This window comes from Halobacteriovorax sp. GB3, from assembly GCF_028649655.1.
GTDB lineage: Bacteria > Bdellovibrionota > Bacteriovoracia > Bacteriovoracales > Bacteriovoracaceae > BSW11-IV.
Window position 1 is genome coordinate 467,316 of record NZ_JAQSLN010000001.1, and the last position, 15,801, is coordinate 483,116.

General features: G+C 37.0%; 16 protein-coding genes. 10 read left to right on the top strand and 6 right to left on the bottom strand.

Annotated elements, in window-relative coordinates; all coding sequences use genetic code 11:
* Nucleotides 1–4: 4 nt before the first annotated feature.
* Nucleotides 5–793, bottom strand: a complete 789-nt coding sequence (locus HBN50_RS02345) for a metallophosphoesterase (protein WP_273867626.1) — start codon at nt 791–793, stop codon at nt 5–7.
* 158 nt (nt 794–951) lie between these two features.
* On the opposite strand from HBN50_RS02345, the gene serS reads away from it, so the two are divergent.
* The 3 genes from serS to HBN50_RS02360 all read left to right on the top strand — a co-directional run bounded on the left by serS (nt 952) and on the right by HBN50_RS02360 (nt 3,367).
* Entirely contained in the window at nt 952–2,223 is a 1,272-nt protein-coding gene (gene serS / locus HBN50_RS02350) for a serine--tRNA ligase (RefSeq protein ID WP_273867628.1), read from the top strand.
* 155 nt (nt 2,224–2,378) lie between these two features.
* Nucleotides 2,379–2,726, top strand: a complete 348-nt coding sequence (locus HBN50_RS02355) for an Hpt domain-containing protein (RefSeq protein ID WP_273867629.1) — start codon at nt 2,379–2,381, stop codon at nt 2,724–2,726.
* A gap of 2 nt (nt 2,727–2,728) precedes the next feature.
* The gene (locus HBN50_RS02360; protein WP_273867631.1) at nt 2,729–3,367 is read left to right on the top strand and encodes a response regulator transcription factor; all 639 of its coding nucleotides are present in this window, start codon (nt 2,729–2,731) and stop codon (nt 3,365–3,367) included.
* On the opposite strand, the gene HBN50_RS02365 is transcribed toward HBN50_RS02360, so the two are convergent.
* Nucleotides 3,359–3,886: a GNAT family N-acetyltransferase gene (locus HBN50_RS02365; protein WP_273867633.1), complete on the bottom strand. Its 528-nt coding sequence runs from the start codon at nt 3,884–3,886 to the stop codon at nt 3,359–3,361. The genes HBN50_RS02360 and HBN50_RS02365 overlap by 9 nt on opposite strands.
* A gap of 90 nt (nt 3,887–3,976) precedes the next feature.
* On the opposite strand from HBN50_RS02365, the gene HBN50_RS02370 reads away from it, so the two are divergent.
* From HBN50_RS02370 to HBN50_RS02380, 3 genes are all read left to right on the top strand, one after another.
* A complete protein-coding gene (locus tag HBN50_RS02370; protein WP_273867635.1) occupies nt 3,977–5,077 on the top strand; it encodes a ParA family protein in 1,101 nt (366 codons plus the stop codon).
* On the top strand, nt 5,078–5,440 hold the full coding sequence (locus tag HBN50_RS02375; protein WP_273867636.1) for a hypothetical protein: 363 nt from the start codon (nt 5,078–5,080) through the stop codon (nt 5,438–5,440).
* Nucleotides 5,441–5,560: 120 nt separating this feature from the next.
* Nucleotides 5,561–8,242, top strand: a complete 2,682-nt coding sequence (locus HBN50_RS02380; protein WP_273867638.1) for a helicase-related protein — start codon at nt 5,561–5,563, stop codon at nt 8,240–8,242.
* On the opposite strand, the gene HBN50_RS02385 is transcribed toward HBN50_RS02380, so the two are convergent.
* Together HBN50_RS02385 and HBN50_RS02390 are read right to left on the bottom strand one after the other, a co-directional pair.
* Nucleotides 8,243–8,449, bottom strand: coding sequence for a hypothetical protein (locus HBN50_RS02385; RefSeq protein WP_273867639.1), 207 nt, complete (start codon nt 8,447–8,449; stop codon nt 8,243–8,245).
* Nucleotides 8,450–8,525: 76 nt separating this feature from the next.
* Entirely contained in the window at nt 8,526–9,467 is a 942-nt protein-coding gene (locus tag HBN50_RS02390) for an HD-GYP domain-containing protein (protein WP_273867641.1), read from the bottom strand.
* 254 nt (nt 9,468–9,721) lie between these two features.
* Here HBN50_RS02390 and HBN50_RS02395 point away from each other — a divergent pair, with 254 nt between their 5' ends.
* Together HBN50_RS02395 and HBN50_RS02400 are read left to right on the top strand one after the other, a co-directional pair.
* Nucleotides 9,722–10,387, top strand: a complete 666-nt coding sequence (locus HBN50_RS02395) for a 2-hydroxychromene-2-carboxylate isomerase (protein WP_273867643.1) — start codon at nt 9,722–9,724, stop codon at nt 10,385–10,387.
* Between the two features lie 2 nt (nt 10,388–10,389).
* A complete protein-coding gene (locus tag HBN50_RS02400) occupies nt 10,390–10,947 on the top strand; it encodes a peptidylprolyl isomerase (protein WP_337961794.1) in 558 nt (185 codons plus the stop codon).
* A 28-nt stretch (nt 10,948–10,975) separates the two neighbouring features.
* Here the strand turns inward: HBN50_RS02400 and HBN50_RS02405 are convergent, their stop codons facing one another.
* Nucleotides 10,976–12,010, bottom strand: a complete 1,035-nt coding sequence (locus HBN50_RS02405) for a serine/threonine protein kinase (RefSeq protein WP_273867645.1) — start codon at nt 12,008–12,010, stop codon at nt 10,976–10,978.
* Nucleotides 12,011–12,133: 123 nt separating this feature from the next.
* On the opposite strand from HBN50_RS02405, the gene HBN50_RS02410 reads away from it, so the two are divergent.
* Together HBN50_RS02410 and HBN50_RS02415 are read left to right on the top strand one after the other, a co-directional pair.
* Entirely contained in the window at nt 12,134–13,969 is a 1,836-nt protein-coding gene (locus HBN50_RS02410; protein WP_273867647.1) for a hypothetical protein, read from the top strand.
* 28 nt (nt 13,970–13,997) lie between these two features.
* Nucleotides 13,998–14,663 carry a Type 1 glutamine amidotransferase-like domain-containing protein gene (locus HBN50_RS02415; protein WP_273867648.1) on the top strand — a complete coding sequence of 222 codons (666 nt, stop codon included), beginning with the start codon at nt 13,998–14,000 and terminating at the stop codon, nt 14,661–14,663.
* Here HBN50_RS02415 and HBN50_RS02420 read toward each other — a convergent pair.
* On the bottom strand, nt 14,650–15,777 hold the full coding sequence (locus tag HBN50_RS02420; RefSeq protein WP_273867649.1) for a GNAT family N-acetyltransferase: 1,128 nt from the start codon (nt 15,775–15,777) through the stop codon (nt 14,650–14,652). The genes HBN50_RS02415 and HBN50_RS02420 overlap by 14 nt on opposite strands.
* Nucleotides 15,778–15,801: the final 24 nt, after the last annotated feature.

Consider the following 15,801-nt stretch of genomic DNA (forward strand, 5'->3'; position numbering starts at 1 on the left):
TTCACTATACCTTTTCTTGTTCTAAAAGGGTACCGTCATTACACCATGCTGTTAGTTTTTCACCATAGCAACAGCCTGTATCTAATTGGAGAACTTTCTTGTTTTTTCTCCACTTTGCCCCTTCAAAAAATGGTGTATGACCTGAGATCATTAATTTGTCGGGGTGAGTATAAATATTTTTTGCTCGACGATTCCAAAGGAAATGATCGGCCTGCTCAATTGTTTCGATTTTATTTTGTTCCAATGACTCTTGTTGCTCATTGAGTATCAGAGCATGGGTGAGAATATAATTATCACCTTCAAAAATGAGGTCGAGATTCAAAAAAAAGTCGATATACTTCTTATCGAAAGTCCATGTGTCTGGCTTAAGCGGTTCTAGTTCAAAACTTTGAATAAATTCTTTTCCACCTTGAACGATCCAATTCGACAATTTTCCTTCAGTATAATCGACAAAACTTTCTTGCATCTCATGTTTGTGCTCTTCGTATTGCTTTTCTAGATCGTGAACCCAGACAGGTAGTTTCGTATTTTTAGAGAAAGAGTCTTTGGCAAAAACCTTGGCGAGACTAACGAATTCTTGTTCATGATTCCCGGCAATGGCAAAGAAGTTCTCATTTTCTATAAATAGATCGATGACTTCCTTTGATTTTGGCCCGCGATCAATAAGATCGCCACAGGAAATAAAGCGTAGCGTTTCCTCGGGGGCATGCTTTTTATGATGCTCCGTGCATTTTTCTATTAAGGCCACGAGTTCGTCGTAGCAACCGTGAATGTCGCCAAAAATAAAGTCCATTTCATTCTCTTTTTTTATTTATCAAAATTATATTATGGGCCGATTTTTTATTAAAGGGTAAAAATGCGCAGCTTTGGGCAGTAAATATGCGCCAGCTCTTTATAAATGAGGGAAATTATAATAGATTTAAGGGGTAATAGAATGAAAAGGATGACGCTATGCTTGATACTAAGTTTATTCGTGAAAATGCTGATGCCGTAAAAAAGGCCTGCCAATTAAAGTGTATTGATCTTGATATTGATAAGATCCTCGACCTCGACAAAGAGGTAACAGCGCTTAAAACTCAAATGCAAGAACTTCAAACAAAGAAGAATGCAGCGTCTAAGCAAATTCCAAAAGCTTCAGCTGAGGAGAGACCGAAATTGATTGAAGAATCAAAAAAGGCCGGAGCTGAACTGGATAAGATGAAAGAAGATTTTACAAAAGTTGAAAGTGAACTAGCCGAGCTTCTTTGGCTTGTTCCACAAATACCTTCAGACAAAGCACCTGTTGGAAAAGATGATAGTGAAAATGTTGAAGTAAAACTTCACGGAGAAGTGCCAAGCTTTTCTTTTGAACCGCTTGATCACGTCGATATTCTCGAGAAGAACGAGTGGGCCGAATTTGAAAAAGTTGCTAAAGTTTGTGGTTCACGTTCATATTCTCTAAGAAACGAAATGGTTCTTCTTGAAATGGCCCTCCACCGCTTTGCTATGGATAAGCTTAGAAAGAAGGGATTCACACTCGTTTCAACTCCTGCCCTTGCAAGAGAGCACGCTCTCTATGGAACGGGTCACTTTCCAACGGGAAAAGATCAAGTTTACCACTTACCAGAAGACGATTTATATCTTTCTGGAACAGCAGAAGTTCAGCTTAATAGCTTTCACGGTGGAGAGATTCTTTCAGAGTCTGATCTACCAATTTTCTATGCTGGATATTCTCCATGTTTTCGTCGTGAGGCGGGAAGTTATGGGCGTGATGTAAGAGGACTTATTCGCGTACACCAATTTCAAAAAACAGAGCAATATATTATTTGTAAAAACGATATCGGTGAATCTGAAAAATGGCACAAGATGCTATTAGAAACATCTGAGGAAATTGTTCAAGAACTTGAACTTCCTTATAGAATCGTTGAATGTTGTACAGGTGATATGGGAACGGGGAAAGTTCGTATGTACGATATTGAATGCTGGGTTCCATCTGAGCAAAAATATCGTGAGACTCACTCTTGTTCAGCTCTTCATGACTGGCAGTCAAGAAGAACAAATACAAGATACCGCGACAGTGAAGGAAATGTTCAATATGTTCACACACTCAATAATACGGCAGTGGCAACTCCAAGAATCATCGTTCCTTTTCTAGAAAATCACCAACTAGAAGATGGAAGCGTTAAAGTTCCTGAAAAATTAAGACCTTATCTGTCTGGTCTTGAGATTCTAAAAAAAATCTAAAGTAATTTCCCCTGCTTAGCAGGGGAAATATTATTTTTCTTGTATTAGTTAAGCCAACCATTCAAATTGACGATAAGTTTTCTAAAGAAATCCTTTATATCAGCAAAGTTATGTTTATAATGGATGATGAGTTTTTATTTGAAGAGGATCAAAAAATGAAATTCAATCAGGAAAACTTAGTGGCCATGTTTGATGGAGATGAAGATATCTTCTTAGAAATTAGAGATGACTTTGTTTCTACCTATCCGGAAATGGTCGAAGCTATTGTTGAAGCTGCAAAAAATCAAGATCATGAAAAACTTCATATTAGTGCTCATACGATGAAGGGGGTTCTCGCTACTTTTTGTGCTGACGAACTTCGTGAAGTCGCTTTTGAAATTGAGATGATGGGCAAAGATAATAACTTAGCGGGCTCTGTTGAAAAAGCTGAGTTCTTGGCAACAGAAGTTCAATCACTCATTGAAGAACTAAAGAATTTTGATACTACTAAAATGGCGGCCTAGTTATGATGAAAGTTCTCGTAGTTGATGATGATAAGATTAACGCTAAGTTCTTAGCGAAAAGCCTAGCAAAACGCGGTTTTGAAGTTTCAGAAGTGCACGATGGTCGTTCTTGCCTTGAATATGTAAAGTCCAATGAAGTGGATATTATTCTTCTCGATATTATGATGCCAGATCTCTCAGGACAGGAAGTTCTTTCAGAACTTCGTTCAGAGTATTCGGCCTTCGAACTTCCAATTGTTATGGTGACTGCTAAAAGTGATGCTTCTGATGTCGTAAACTCTCTAAGAAAGGGTGCCAATGACTATATTACAAAGCCTGTAAATATTGATGTAGCCGAGGCTCGAATTAAAACGCAGGTCTCTTTGAAGTCTCTTTATAACGACTCTCTTGATAAAAAAGAGCTTGAAACACTCAATGCAATGATTGTGACTTACAATCATGAAATCAATAATCCTTTGACGATTGCTATGGGAATGCTCAATAGGGCAGTTGCCAAGCAAGATTTCTCTTATCTTGATAAAGTTGAAGATGCTCTAGATCGAATTGCTGATATTGTTAGTAAGATTGATGGTGTCACGGCAAAAGGTAAGGTCGATCAGAAAGAGTATACCAAGGGAAAAAAGATGATCAGCCTAAAGTAGGGCCTTTTCAAGATCGCCATGAATTTCCATTAAACCAGATCCAGCGTGATGAAATTGAAATCCTTTGAATTTCTTTAAAAGAAGTTCCATGCCTTTGTTTTCAACTCTCATCGTGCCAATTACTTTTGTGATTCCAACCGCGAGGGAATCTTTAAAGAGTCTTGTTAGTAAGTGCTTTCCGATGCCCATTTGTTGATAACTATCCACTAGAACGATAGCGAATTCACCGGTATCAGACCCCTCAGATTCTCTCACGATACGAGCAACGCCAATACCCAATTGCTTTTGTTCTGTTTCAATACCTGCTGAAATGGCCAAATGATTCTTACCATCAGGCTTTGCATAGAATTCAGCTTCTTTATCGGCCAATTCCTTTTTTGCACTCATAAAGCGAAAGCGCTTCGTTTGCTCTGAGAGCATTTTAAAGCCCTTAATAAAGAGTTCCTTATCTTCAGGGATAACTTGGCGAATGGTGACTGTTTCACCATTTTTGATGGTGATTTTCTCAATATTATTCATTCCTTATAAAATACCATAGAACTCGATAATTTTGACACTTAAAATCTTGGTGAGTAGAATTTGAGTTAGACTTATTATTAGGAGAAGTTTGTGGCCAATCAATACTTTAGCCTCAAAAAAACCGCAGAGATGTTTGGTGGCCAGCATCTCAAGGAAAGGATTGAGGAATTTGAAAAGAGTGGAGTCATTCCACCTTCAAGTCGTTATCGTTCAGGAGCTCTTTTTAGAAAAGGGTGGACGATTAATGACCTACCAACAATTGGAAGCAAGCTTGGCTTCTTTAAAAAATTTAAAAAATCGACTGCAATGGCCGTTTTTACTACAAAGGGCGGTGTTTTAAAAAGTACGCTTGCACTTAACTTAGCAAGAACCGCAGCTCTTCACGGTCAAAAGGTTTGTGTTGTTGGACTAGATATCCAAGGAGATATTACGACAGCACTAGGTTTTGAAAGTGATTTGGATAATCAAGAAGATCTTTTAGAAGTTATTGAAAAACTCAATAGAACAAAAGGTCTCTCTGATCTTTTTAATAATCAAGTGAGATTAACAGAGATTATTCAATCAACTGATATTGCCAATCTTTATTTGATTCCTGAGACTCCAGAGCTTGTCGCTTTAAATGATTCTCTTAGCAATATAAATCGACGTGAATTTTGGCTAAAAGAGAAAGTCGTTGATCTTTTAAAAGAACACTTTGATCTAGTCATAATGGATTGTTCACCAAACTGGAACAAGTTGACAACGAATGCTCTTGTGGCCTGTGATGTTCTTATTTCACCCCTAGAGTGTAAGATTAATAATTTTAGAAACTTTAGAGTCTTTAGACACTTCTTGAAAGAGTTTAAAGATGAGATGAGACTTCGTTTTGAAAATGTTTTCATCCCAACTCGTTATTCTAAAAATAGAAAACTCTCTCAGGATATTTTGTCTTGGTACCGTGAAAATGTTCCAGGATGTACTGATCATGGGGTTAGAGAGAATGTTTCTGGTGAAGAAGCAACTGCTCTTAACCTCTCTCTCATTGAACACGTTCCAGGCCAAGAAATTGCCAAGGAGATGCGTGAGCTTTTAAAAGAAGTACACGGGAGAGTTGATCAATATCATGAGTATGTCGAACTTAGAGAGCCAGATGAAGTGATGATGACTCCAAGAGATCAGTATCAGCATGAAGTTCGTCAGTGGAGCTTTTAGATGGCACTTTCTCTTAATGATGTAAAAAAGAACACAGACAAAAAGAAACAGGATTTATTTGATCAAAAGGAAAAAGTTCTAAGACCTTGGCAGACATTTGATCAAATGGGAATGCAAACGAGAACATCTTCAGCGCAAGAGGCCGTTAAACGGGCCAGAAGAATTGTTGAAAAGAATAACGATATCGTCTCGAAGCTTCGTGATGGCACGGTTGATGACACTGTTATTGAGCAGTTAGACTCTAAAATTCAAGACCGTGACAAAAACTTTGAGGACTTTAGTGAGCAATTTCCATTGAATCACCAAATTACTTCTCAATCAAAATTAAAGAGCTTTTTTCGCTCAGTCTTTGGGGGCCAGTAGGCCCTCTTTTTTCAGTCATTTGGCCATGAAATTTCCCTATAAGTACTCTATTCTCTATTGCAAATATTTCGAACTCATGTAAATTCATCTCTTAGAAAATTTTAAGAATTTGAGGGTCATATGAGAAACTTTATTGTCGGTCAACGCTGGATTAGTGAAGCTGAACCAGAACTCGGTCTTGGGATCATTTGTGAGGTCTTGCCAAAGACAGTCAATATTGAATTTCGAAACTCTGATACAACTCGTGTTTATGGATTAAAAACAGCACCTTTAAAAAGAGTTGAATTTCAACGAGGTGATAAAGTTCAAAGTGTTTGTCAGACGAAGAAGTTTACTGTTGAAAGAGTAGAAGTCGTCGATGAACTTCTCGTTTATATAGGTGAAGAAGATGTTCTTTGCGAAGTCGATATTTGTCACTCACTAAGTTTCAATAGACCACAAGATAAGTTATTCAATAACCTTTCATCTCCTTTAAGCTTATTTGATCTAAGATCAAAAACTTCTGCTTGCCGCCAAGTGTATGAGAGAAGTCCTGTGAAGGGTCTTCTGGGAGGAAGAATGTCACTTCTTCCACACCAATTCTATGTGGCAAGCAAGGTGATAAATGAGCCTTTACCACGAGTTCTCTTTGCTGATGAAGTCGGACTTGGAAAAACAATCGAAGCGGGTCTCGTTTTACATAATCTTATTAAAACTAATCGCGTTGATAGAGCTCTCATTCTGGTTCCTGATTCATTGGTTTATCAGTGGTTTTTTGAAATGAGAAAGAAGTTTAATTTAAACTTTCAAACGATCAATCAAGAGAGCTATCTAGAAAAGGGAACAAACCCTTTCAAAGATTCACAATTTTCAATTGCAAGCTTAGACCTTCTCCGCGGAGCAGAGATGGCCAGAGAGCTTTTAAAGCAATCTGACTTTGACCTCATCATTGTTGATGAGGCCCACCAACTGAAATGGACAAAAGAGGGACCAGATCTAGCTTTTCAGGTCGTAGAAGAAGTTGCATCGAGAACTCCAATGACATTTCTACTAACGGCTACGCCTGAGCAGCTTGGTGAAATGGGTCACTTTGCAAGGTTAAAACTTTTAGATAGCAATCGCTTCTATGACTACGATGCTTTTAAAAAAGAATCGGCAAATTATCATGCAGTAGCAGAAGAGGCGAAAGAGATTCTTTCCAAAGGAGAGTTATCTGAAAGTGATAAGGAGTCTTTAAGATCTTTGTTAGACCGTCACGGTACGGGACGTATTCTCTATCGCAATACGCGAGCAAATCTACAAAATGACTATGACTTTTTTCCTAAAAGAATATTAAATAGTTATTCATTAGACTCTAAACCTGAAGGTGATTATAGAGCGGCCCATAATTTAGATGAGCTTTTCTATGAAAAGGCCAACTGGCTTGTTGAATTTCTTTCGAATAACAATAATGAAAAGGCCCTACTAATTTGTCGATCTAAGAAGAAAGTTCTTGAGCTAGAAGAGTATATAAGAAAGAATTCTTCCTCGATCAAAACGGGAGTTTTTCATAGTGATCTCTCTCTTATGGCCAGAGATAGGCAGGCTGCCTACTTTGTCGAAGCTGATGGAGCACAAGTTCTTCTTTGTACTGAAATTGGAAGTGAAGGTCGTAACTTTGAATTTTGTCATCATTTAATTCTCTTTGATCTACCAATCTCTGCTGATCTTTTAGAGCAACGAATTGGTCGTCTAGATCGCATTGGACAAAAGTCTGATATTCAAATTCATGTACCATTTGCAAAAGAATCACATGAATCTGTTCTCTTAGACTGGTTTCATGAAGGACTAAATGCGTTTGAAAAGTCGTGTAAGGTAGGATCAAAAGTTCTTTCTGAAGTAAAAATTGATTTAGCAAAAGCTTTAGAAAATGAAAGTCAAAGTCATGACTTAATTGATAAGACGAAAACTCTTCGCCTAGAGCTTGAAGAGGAACTTGAAAAGGGAAGAGATCAGTTGATTGAATACAATTCCTATCAGCATGATCAAGCCTATGAGATTGTTAGAAATGTAAGAGCAATGGATAACTCTAGTGAACTCTATTCTTTTTTAGATCTCGTTTTTCATAGTATTGGTGTTGATGTGGAAGAGATCGAACCTTTTGTCACTTTTATTAAGCCTTCTGATAATATGTATATCCCTCACTTTCCAGGACTACCGTCAGATGGTATGAGAATTACATTTGATCGAAGAGTGGCCCTTGAAAGAGAAGATGTTTCTTTTATCTCTTGGGATCATCCAATGGTTCAAGGCATAATGGAACTGATTGAAAGTGAAGGTCTTGGAAACGTAAGTGTTGTAACTAGAAAGGGTGGAAAGCCTGGAAAGGTTTTTCTAGAGTGTTTTTTCAAGTTAAGTGCACTTACTAAAAAGGGTGTTGATACATCAAGATATCTTCCAACACAAACGATTCGTGTTCTTGTGAACCCACAAGGAGAGGACTTCAGCGAAAAGTTTCCAAAAGAACTTCTCGATGAGAAGGTCATGGATTCAAGCGCTGAACAAAAGATGAAGGCCTCGAAGTTTCCAAAAGATAAAGTAGAGCAAGCTTTAGATCAAGCGAGAAGCCTTGCACTATCAAAAGCAGAGACGATTAAAGAGAGCGCGAAAAAAGAGGCAATGTTAGCTCTTGGTCAGGAAATATCGAGACTTGAAGAACTACAAAAAATTAACCCAAGTGTGCGCAGTGAAGAAATAGAATTCTCAAAAATCGCACTCAATGAAGTTTTAAATTTTATAGAGATAAGTGATATTCAATTAGATTCAATTCGTGTGGTCGTTTAATTAACGACCATACTTATTGAGTTCTCTCTCATTGAAACATTGTATGATTCTCTCGCCAAATTTCGCGATGAGTTCTTGCTCTTTTTTACCTTGTACGAGTTCATTAAAAGCTAGCTGACAAGTTCGCCTACTGTAGCGAAGAACCTTTCCCTGACAATTCTTTTTAAATTCTGAACCGTAATTAGGAAGACCTCTAAAGTCTTTCATCGCGAGTTCTTCACAAGATTCAATCGTATACTCTTTCTTTTCAATCTGACAGGAGAGACAGAGTAGAAGAGTAAAACTAGTCCAGAAAACCTTCTGTTTGAAGGACTTCTTTGAATTTGTTGATAAGATCGAGACTATAGTTTCCAACTTCATCAATGGTCATTTCCTTGATTGTTTCCTTAGGAGTCTTTCCCGTGGTGATAATTCTTTTATCATAGTTGTTAACGAGCGAGAGGATCTCTTCAGATGGGCTAAGTTTTGATTTCTTATTTGGTCCCTGTCCACTGAGAACTTCTTCGTGATTGACGACAAGTTCGATAATCGCTTGAGTTACCCAAGGTTTATCTTTTAAAACTTCAACAGCATCTTTGACGTGGAAACCATAAAGCCTCTTATCATCAGTACCATACTCGGTACGAGGTTTTTTAAATAGGGCCTGGTCTTCTTTTGGCATTCTTGCAATTCCGACATCATGAATGAGAGCAGCTGTTGCGATGTTGTCGATTTCTTCATCAGGAAGTTTACATTTTTCAGCAAGCTTTGTTGAAAGGGCCGAGACATTGAGTGAGTGCTTAATAATTAAATCAGCATCAGATGCCTTTTTACCAAAAATCTTTTTAAGTGCATCAGGATTGCCGGCAATCACTTGTCGCAGACTTTTTGCTGCATTTTGAGTCATTCTATATGAACTTTCACTCTCTGGATCTTTTTGCATTCTTTCAACAGCTGTTCCACAAGCTCCTTCTACAAGATTCACTTTCTCGTCAACAGTCGCTGTTGGAGAGTTCATCGTTTCTTGAAGAAGATTATCGAGAAATTGTTGATAGAGGGGTTCATCATTTTCTGTAATATAGAATTTAGCTATCTTTTGCTTTTTAAGTTTGTTGTACTTTTCATCAGCAATTTGTGTGCCTCTTTCCGTATAGCGGAGATATGTCTCTTTGAAGAATATGTATAAGTCAAAAGACAACTCTCTGTTTGGCTTAACAGTTGAAATTCTAAGTGGTGTATAGCCCATCTTCTACCTTTTGATGTGAATTCTTTAATAGAGAAATTTTAGGATCAATTGGGATATTTTTCAATGCGGTATAAACGAAACTTTCTAGAATCACAGACTTATTTAGTCTTTCTTTAGAGAAATATTGGCATACGAATACGTATCTTCTAAAATACAAGAAAACTAGGCGATTTTGTTAATTTTTCTTATAAATTGCCTCCTGATCTTAATAGGCAAGGGGGAGTCCTCTACCTTAAGAATGTTTGGATACGATAATGAATGATAAAGTGATTAAATATTATTTTGATTTTCTCTCTCCCTATTCTTATTTGAGTTGGACGTGGGTAAGAGAGAATTATAGACAATGGATTTCCTCGGGTTATTCTGTCGAGTTTTTGCCTGTCACTCTTGCTCCTTTAATAACTCAGTTTGAAACAAAGGGGCCCGCTGAGATTGCGCCAAAGAGAAATTATCTTTTTAAAGACTGCTTGCGAAAAGCACAAAAAAGAGGTGTGCGCTTTAACATTCCAAAACTTCTCCCTTTTAATTCTCTCTATTGCTTAAGGTTAGCTCTTGCAGTTGAAAAAGAGCGTCAAGTTGAGTTGATTAATCTTCTTTTTGAAGCAACCTGGGTTCAGTCATTGGATATGGAAGATGAGGATGTTCTTCTAACTCTCTTATTAGAAAACCAATTTGATGGTCAAGCTCTGATGGATAAAGTTACTGATAAAGAAATAAGAAGAGAATTGAAGACGAATGTTAATGAGGCCAAAAAGAGTGGGGCCTTCGGTGTTCCTACATTCATTGTTGGCGATGAACTCTTTTGGGGGGATGATTCAAAGGCGGATCTTGAACTGCATCTTTTTAATAATGATCTTTACAATAAAAACCAATATCAACAATTTGTAACAAATTATCCCTTTAGAGGGGAAAAGGAATGAATATGAAGAATTTTATGATTTTAATGTCTCTCATTTTTTCATTAAACACACTTGCAAGAACTCAAGTTGTTATGGAAACAAATTTTGGTAATATTGAAATTGAACTCTATGATAAAAAATCTCCTAAAACAGTAGAAAACTTTCTTAAGTATACGGACTCTAAATTCTATGATGGAACAATCTTTCATAGAGTCATTGATAATTTTATGATTCAAGGTGGAGGCTTTACTCCAAGTTTAGAGAGAAAAAAGACACTTGATCCAATCGTAAATGAGGCGAGTAATAAAATTGGAAATGAAACGGGAACAATTGCCATGGCAAGAACTCCAAATCCAAATTCGGCCACAAGTCAGTTCTTTATTAACGTGAGAAATAACTCTAACTTAAATTATGCAGGTCCTGGTCAAGAGGGGTATGCTGTTTTTGGTCGCGTTATTAAGGGGATGAGTGTCGTTAATAGAATTAAAAAGGTAAGAACAATGAGCAATGGAAATATGAGAAATCTTCCATCTGAAAATGTTGTTATCAAAAAAGTATATAGAAAAGCGACAAAGTCTTAGTTTCTTTAGTAGAGGCCTTGGTAGGCCTCTACATCCAATAGTCATAAGTGACAATTGATTGAATCTTTTGTTGCTGAACTCTCAAGTCTTGAATCAGTGTTTGCCAGTAATGTGGTGTTTTAAAGTGGGCAAACGCATTTTGAAAAGAAGGATCTTCAAACCTTCTTACGACCCATGTTGTGTAGTGAATGTAGCGAAGGGCGCGATAAATTTCAATCAGATTGAGTTCTCTTCGATCAAATTCACGAAACATCTCATAGCCTCTAAGAAGCTGCTCTCTTTTTTCAATGGCCTCTTCTCCTTCAGCAGGTAGAAGTAACCAAAAGTCTTGAACAGCGGCACCCATCACCATGTCATCAAAGTCTACGATGGACATACCTTCTTCTTCGCGCCAAATGAGATTTCCCATGTGGCAGTCTCCATGGAGTCGAATTGTTTTAATATTGTTAAAATGCTTTTGCGATAAATCAAAAATTTGATTAGCAATTACTTCTAAATGAGGTTTAAATTCATCAGGAGTTAGATTGTTAGAGATCAGGTGAGATAGATTGCTTCTTCCATAAGTTTCGATATCTAGATGGAGTCTATGCTCAGCAGTTTCTCTCTGTCCAATATTATGAATTCTTCCAAGGAGTCTTCCAATTTGAGCATATTGGTCATCTGTTAACTCGCCAAGGGTTCTCCCTCTCTTTCTAGGGTAGAAGCAGAAATAGAGATTCGTTACTTCATCGTAAAATAGAGATGTCCCATCTATTTCAATAGGAGCAATAACAGGAATCTCTTGTTCGAAAAGTTCGAGAATAAATTTATGCTCATCAAGAATTTGCTCTTTGCTCCATCTACCGGGACGATAGAATTTTGCAACAATATGATCTATTTTTTGCTCTAGATAAGGATAGGGTGTGTCGAGTTCAATTTCATAAACACGATTCTCCATACTATTGAGTGCAAGGCAGCGACCTGTTGTTTTAAGCCCTAGATTTTCAAGTGCACTAAGAACATTATCAGGGGAAAGTTGATAGAAAAACTTGGTCTCTTTGTTTCCCCACATATTATTACTCATTTAGTCTCCTTATTGATGTGAAATCATAAATTCTAAGTGGGCAAAAGTACAGATTTGCGGAAAAATCATTCATCTTTACCATTGGAGGGAATCGATTGGTTATAATGGAGCTAGAGGTTAATAATGACTAAACTTGCTAGAAAAATAAACAAAAATTATCAGGATAAAAACTATCGCTACTCTAAGTTTAAAAAGATAGATGGTAGTCACCCTTTTCAGGATGCCTGTCCTCATTCATGCGTTCTTTACCGAGCACGAAAGAGAAAGGGAGGTAAAGTTGCTTTCTTTAATTTCGAACTTGCAAAAGAAATGGGGCTCATTTCAAATGATCATCCAAATATCGTGACTGAGGAGCTTGAGAAATCAATTCTTGAAACCTTTAGTCTTGTCATCATCAATGAATATGATGAAATCAATAATATTCAATTTCCTAAAGAAGATATTTTACCCAATAAATATATGGCCACAAGATACTTGCAATTGCAGCATCCAAACAAGCAGGGAAAAACCTCTGGTGATGGAAGAAGTATTTGGAATGGGCAGGTTTCTAATAAGGGTGTGACTTGGGATATTTCAAGTTGTGGAACTGGTGCAACAAGGTTAAGTCCAGCAACTCATATAAAGAAGAAGTTCTTTCAAACGGGCGATCCATCAATTTCATATGGATGTGGTTACTCTGAGAAAGATGAGGGATTAGCAACTCTCTTTTTTAGTGAAATATTAAATCGCAATGGCATGTCGACTGAGAGATGTCTTGGAATCATTGAATTTCAAGGTGGGATTTCAATCAATATTAGGGCCCACGAAAATTTAATTCGACCTTCTCATATGTTTAGGCATATGAAGTTAGGGGAATACTCTAGTTTAAGAGATGTCGTTAATTACTACATTGATAGACAGATTGAAAATAAAGAGTGGAATGATGTTCCTAAAACTGAAAGGGCAAGATTTAAGTATTTTTTAGAGAAACAAGTTGAAGTTTTTGCCAAGCTTTCAGCAGACCTAGAGGATCAGTATATTTTTTGCTGGCTCGATTGGGATGGCGATAATGTCCTCATGGATGGTGGAATTATTGATTACGGCTCAATAAGGCAATTTGGCCTATTTCATCATGAGTATCGTTATGATGATGTCGAGCGTTATTCTACAACGATCAAAGAACAAAAAGAAAAGGCCAAACATACAGTTGCAACATTTGAGCAAATTTATGATTTTCTCACGACCAGAGAAAAGAAATCGATAAAAGAATTTAAATCAAGCGATGTTCAAAAGAAGTTTAATGAAATATTTGAACAACGAAAAAATGAGAACCTTCTTTATAAAGTCGGACTAGAAAAAGATTATGTTGATTATCTTTTGAAGAATAAAACACAAAAAGTATATCAATTTAGAAAAGTTTTCTCTTACTTTGAAAGGGCAAAATCAATTGAAGGACTTCATCAAGTTGCCGATGGAATCAACTGGTCTGCTATTTTTTGTATGCGAGATATCTTAAGAGAACTCCCTCAGATCTATCTGGCAAGAGGTGAGGCCATTGACCAAAATGAGTTCATCGAAATCGCAAAATCAAATTATGCGACACCGGCGGACCTAGAAATTAACAGCTATCGTGAGAGAATGATCTCAAAATTTCAAAATACATACTTAGAGCTTCTCGATTGCATAGAAACGAAATACTCCATTAGTACGACAGATCTTCTCTTGAAAATAACGATGCGCTCATCTGTTATAAATAAATACGATCGAGTGACGGGTGATTCCATAACTAAGATCGTTGAACAGGTTCTAAAGAGAAGACCAAAGTTCTCTCCTGAGGAGTTGCAGGAAGTTCTTAAGGATTTTACTGAGTATCAAATGCTCGATCCCGATCATAAAAAGAAAGCAAAACCTCTTAAAAATCACTCGCGATTTATGAAAGGTATGTTAAAAGTTGTTAGGGACTATAGAGAGGGACTCTAGTCTTAAGAGTGTCGTTGAAAGAGAGGGAATGTTGAAACTTGTTTTCTACAGTGGGGGAGATGCTAAAGATAATACCAGTCTTGATAAAAGACTGTTAAAACTCGTCGAAAAAAAATCTCCAAGAATCGCTTTCATCCCTTCTTGCTCCTATGATAGCGAAATGTATTTTCAGGATTTCGTCTCTCAATATCGAAAATACGGGGTAAAGAAATTTCTCCATTTTCCAATTGATGTTCCTTTCGATGCCATTATGCTTAATGAAGTTTTAAAAAGTGATATTATCCATCTCTCTGGTGGAAATACCTTCTATTTTCTCTTTCATTTACGAAAGGCAAAGCTTCTTTCTAAGCTTAAAGACTTTGTTAAAAGAGGTGGAATCTTAACTGGCCTAAGTGCCGGTGGTATACTTATGACTCCCGACATTGCAACGGCAGGGTTTCCTGAGTTTGATCGAGATGATAATGACGAAGGAATCAAAAATTTAAAATCTTTGAAGCTCGTCGATTTTGACTTTTTTCCACATTATCGTAATTCAAAGCGCTATGATCAAGAGTTGCTATTGCACGCTCGAAAATCGAAACGACCTTTGTATGCTTGTCCTGATGGAAGTGGCATCATTTTAAATAGAGGCTCTCTCGAGTTTGTCGGTAAGTGCTATCTCTTTGTTGGGAATAAAAAAATTAGGCTCTCTTAAAAGGGTTAAGTACTTCTAGATGCTCAAATAATCTCTCTAATTCACGTTTTTCTTGCGCGCAAAAGCCTTGAATCGCACGATCAAATTCTCTATCTTTTATAAAATGTAGGCTATGAGTGTGAGTAGGTAAAAAACCTCTTGGTATTTTATGCTCGCCCTGAGCACCGGCCTCAAAATAGTGAAGGCCTTTCTCAAGAGTGAATTCAATTCCTTGATAGTAACAAAGTTCAAAATGAAGACCCGCAATGTCTACATTAGACCCCCAATAGCGACCATACAGCTTTTGATCGTCGTAGAAAAATAGCGATTGTGCAATCGATTGGTTCTCTCTTTGTGCTCGAACAAGAAGAATGGAGTGCTTCATTGTTTTAAAGATTTTTTTAAAAAAGTTCTTAGTCAGATAGGGATGGGCATTTTTTTTGTCGATTGTTTTCAAGTAGAAGTTATAAAAAATCTCGCCATCACTTTCACTCAGTTGCTCTCCTGTGAGCCGTTCAATATTCAACTTCTCTTTTTGCAAAGAACTTCGTTCTTTTTTGATATTCTTTCTCTTGGATTTTCTAAGTTGTTCTAAAAAGGAGTTAAAGTCTTGATAGTGATCATTGTAGAAATGATATTGCATGGAATGGCGATGAATCCAAGATGAAGGAAAATTATGGTTTAAGATAGTCTGATCGACAAATAATAGATGGGCACTACTTAAACTCTTTTTTGTAACTTCACTTTGAATGAAGGTCAAAAAGTGAGGAAGAAGCTCTTGGTCGCCAAGGATTTTTGGAGAACTAACCGGACTAAAGGGGATCGCACACGTTAACTTAGGATAATAATCTCTTCCATATTGAGCGTAGGCATTGGCCCAAGACCAATCAAAAATATATTCTCCATAGGAGTTTACTTTCAAATAAAGCGGCATAAAAGCAAGTATCTCTTTTGAGTCTTTATCTTTTTTTGCTACGAGATAGTAGGGGTACCAACCTGTATTTTCAAATAGACATTGCTCTGTTTCAAGGGCCTGAAGAAACTCATGAGAACAAAAAGGATTTTTTGTCTTAAAGGACTTTGTCCAAGAATCTTTTGAGATCTTCTCGAAGCTGTGATGGATTTCAATAATCATAATTCTATTATACTCAAAGACTTA

What these genes read in the sequence shown, in the direction of transcription:
- HBN50_RS02345 (WP_273867626.1), bottom strand. Translation starts at nt 793, where the DNA reads ATGGACTTTATTTTTGGCGACATTCACGGTTGCTACGACGAACTCGTG.
- serS (WP_273867628.1), top strand. Translation starts at nt 952, where the DNA reads ATGCTTGATACTAAGTTTATTCGTGAAAATGCTGATGCCGTAAAAAAG.
- HBN50_RS02355 (WP_273867629.1), top strand. Translation starts at nt 2,379, where the DNA reads ATGAAATTCAATCAGGAAAACTTAGTGGCCATGTTTGATGGAGATGAA.
- HBN50_RS02360 (WP_273867631.1), top strand. Translation starts at nt 2,729, where the DNA reads ATGATGAAAGTTCTCGTAGTTGATGATGATAAGATTAACGCTAAGTTC.
- HBN50_RS02365 (WP_273867633.1), bottom strand. Translation starts at nt 3,886, where the DNA reads ATGAATAATATTGAGAAAATCACCATCAAAAATGGTGAAACAGTCACC.
- HBN50_RS02375 (WP_273867636.1), top strand. Translation starts at nt 5,078, where the DNA reads ATGGCACTTTCTCTTAATGATGTAAAAAAGAACACAGACAAAAAGAAA.
- HBN50_RS02380 (WP_273867638.1), top strand. Translation starts at nt 5,561, where the DNA reads ATGAGAAACTTTATTGTCGGTCAACGCTGGATTAGTGAAGCTGAACCA.
- HBN50_RS02385 (WP_273867639.1), bottom strand. Translation starts at nt 8,449, where the DNA reads ATGAAAGACTTTAGAGGTCTTCCTAATTACGGTTCAGAATTTAAAAAG.
- HBN50_RS02390 (WP_273867641.1), bottom strand. Translation starts at nt 9,467, where the DNA reads ATGGGCTATACACCACTTAGAATTTCAACTGTTAAGCCAAACAGAGAG.
- HBN50_RS02395 (WP_273867643.1), top strand. Translation starts at nt 9,722, where the DNA reads ATGAATGATAAAGTGATTAAATATTATTTTGATTTTCTCTCTCCCTAT.
- HBN50_RS02400 (WP_337961794.1), top strand. Translation starts at nt 10,390, where the DNA reads ATGAAGAATTTTATGATTTTAATGTCTCTCATTTTTTCATTAAACACA.
- HBN50_RS02405 (WP_273867645.1), bottom strand. Translation starts at nt 12,010, where the DNA reads ATGAGTAATAATATGTGGGGAAACAAAGAGACCAAGTTTTTCTATCAA.
- HBN50_RS02410 (WP_273867647.1), top strand. Translation starts at nt 12,134, where the DNA reads ATGACTAAACTTGCTAGAAAAATAAACAAAAATTATCAGGATAAAAAC.
- HBN50_RS02415 (WP_273867648.1), top strand. Translation starts at nt 13,998, where the DNA reads ATGTTGAAACTTGTTTTCTACAGTGGGGGAGATGCTAAAGATAATACC.
- HBN50_RS02420 (WP_273867649.1), bottom strand. Translation starts at nt 15,777, where the DNA reads ATGATTATTGAAATCCATCACAGCTTCGAGAAGATCTCAAAAGATTCT.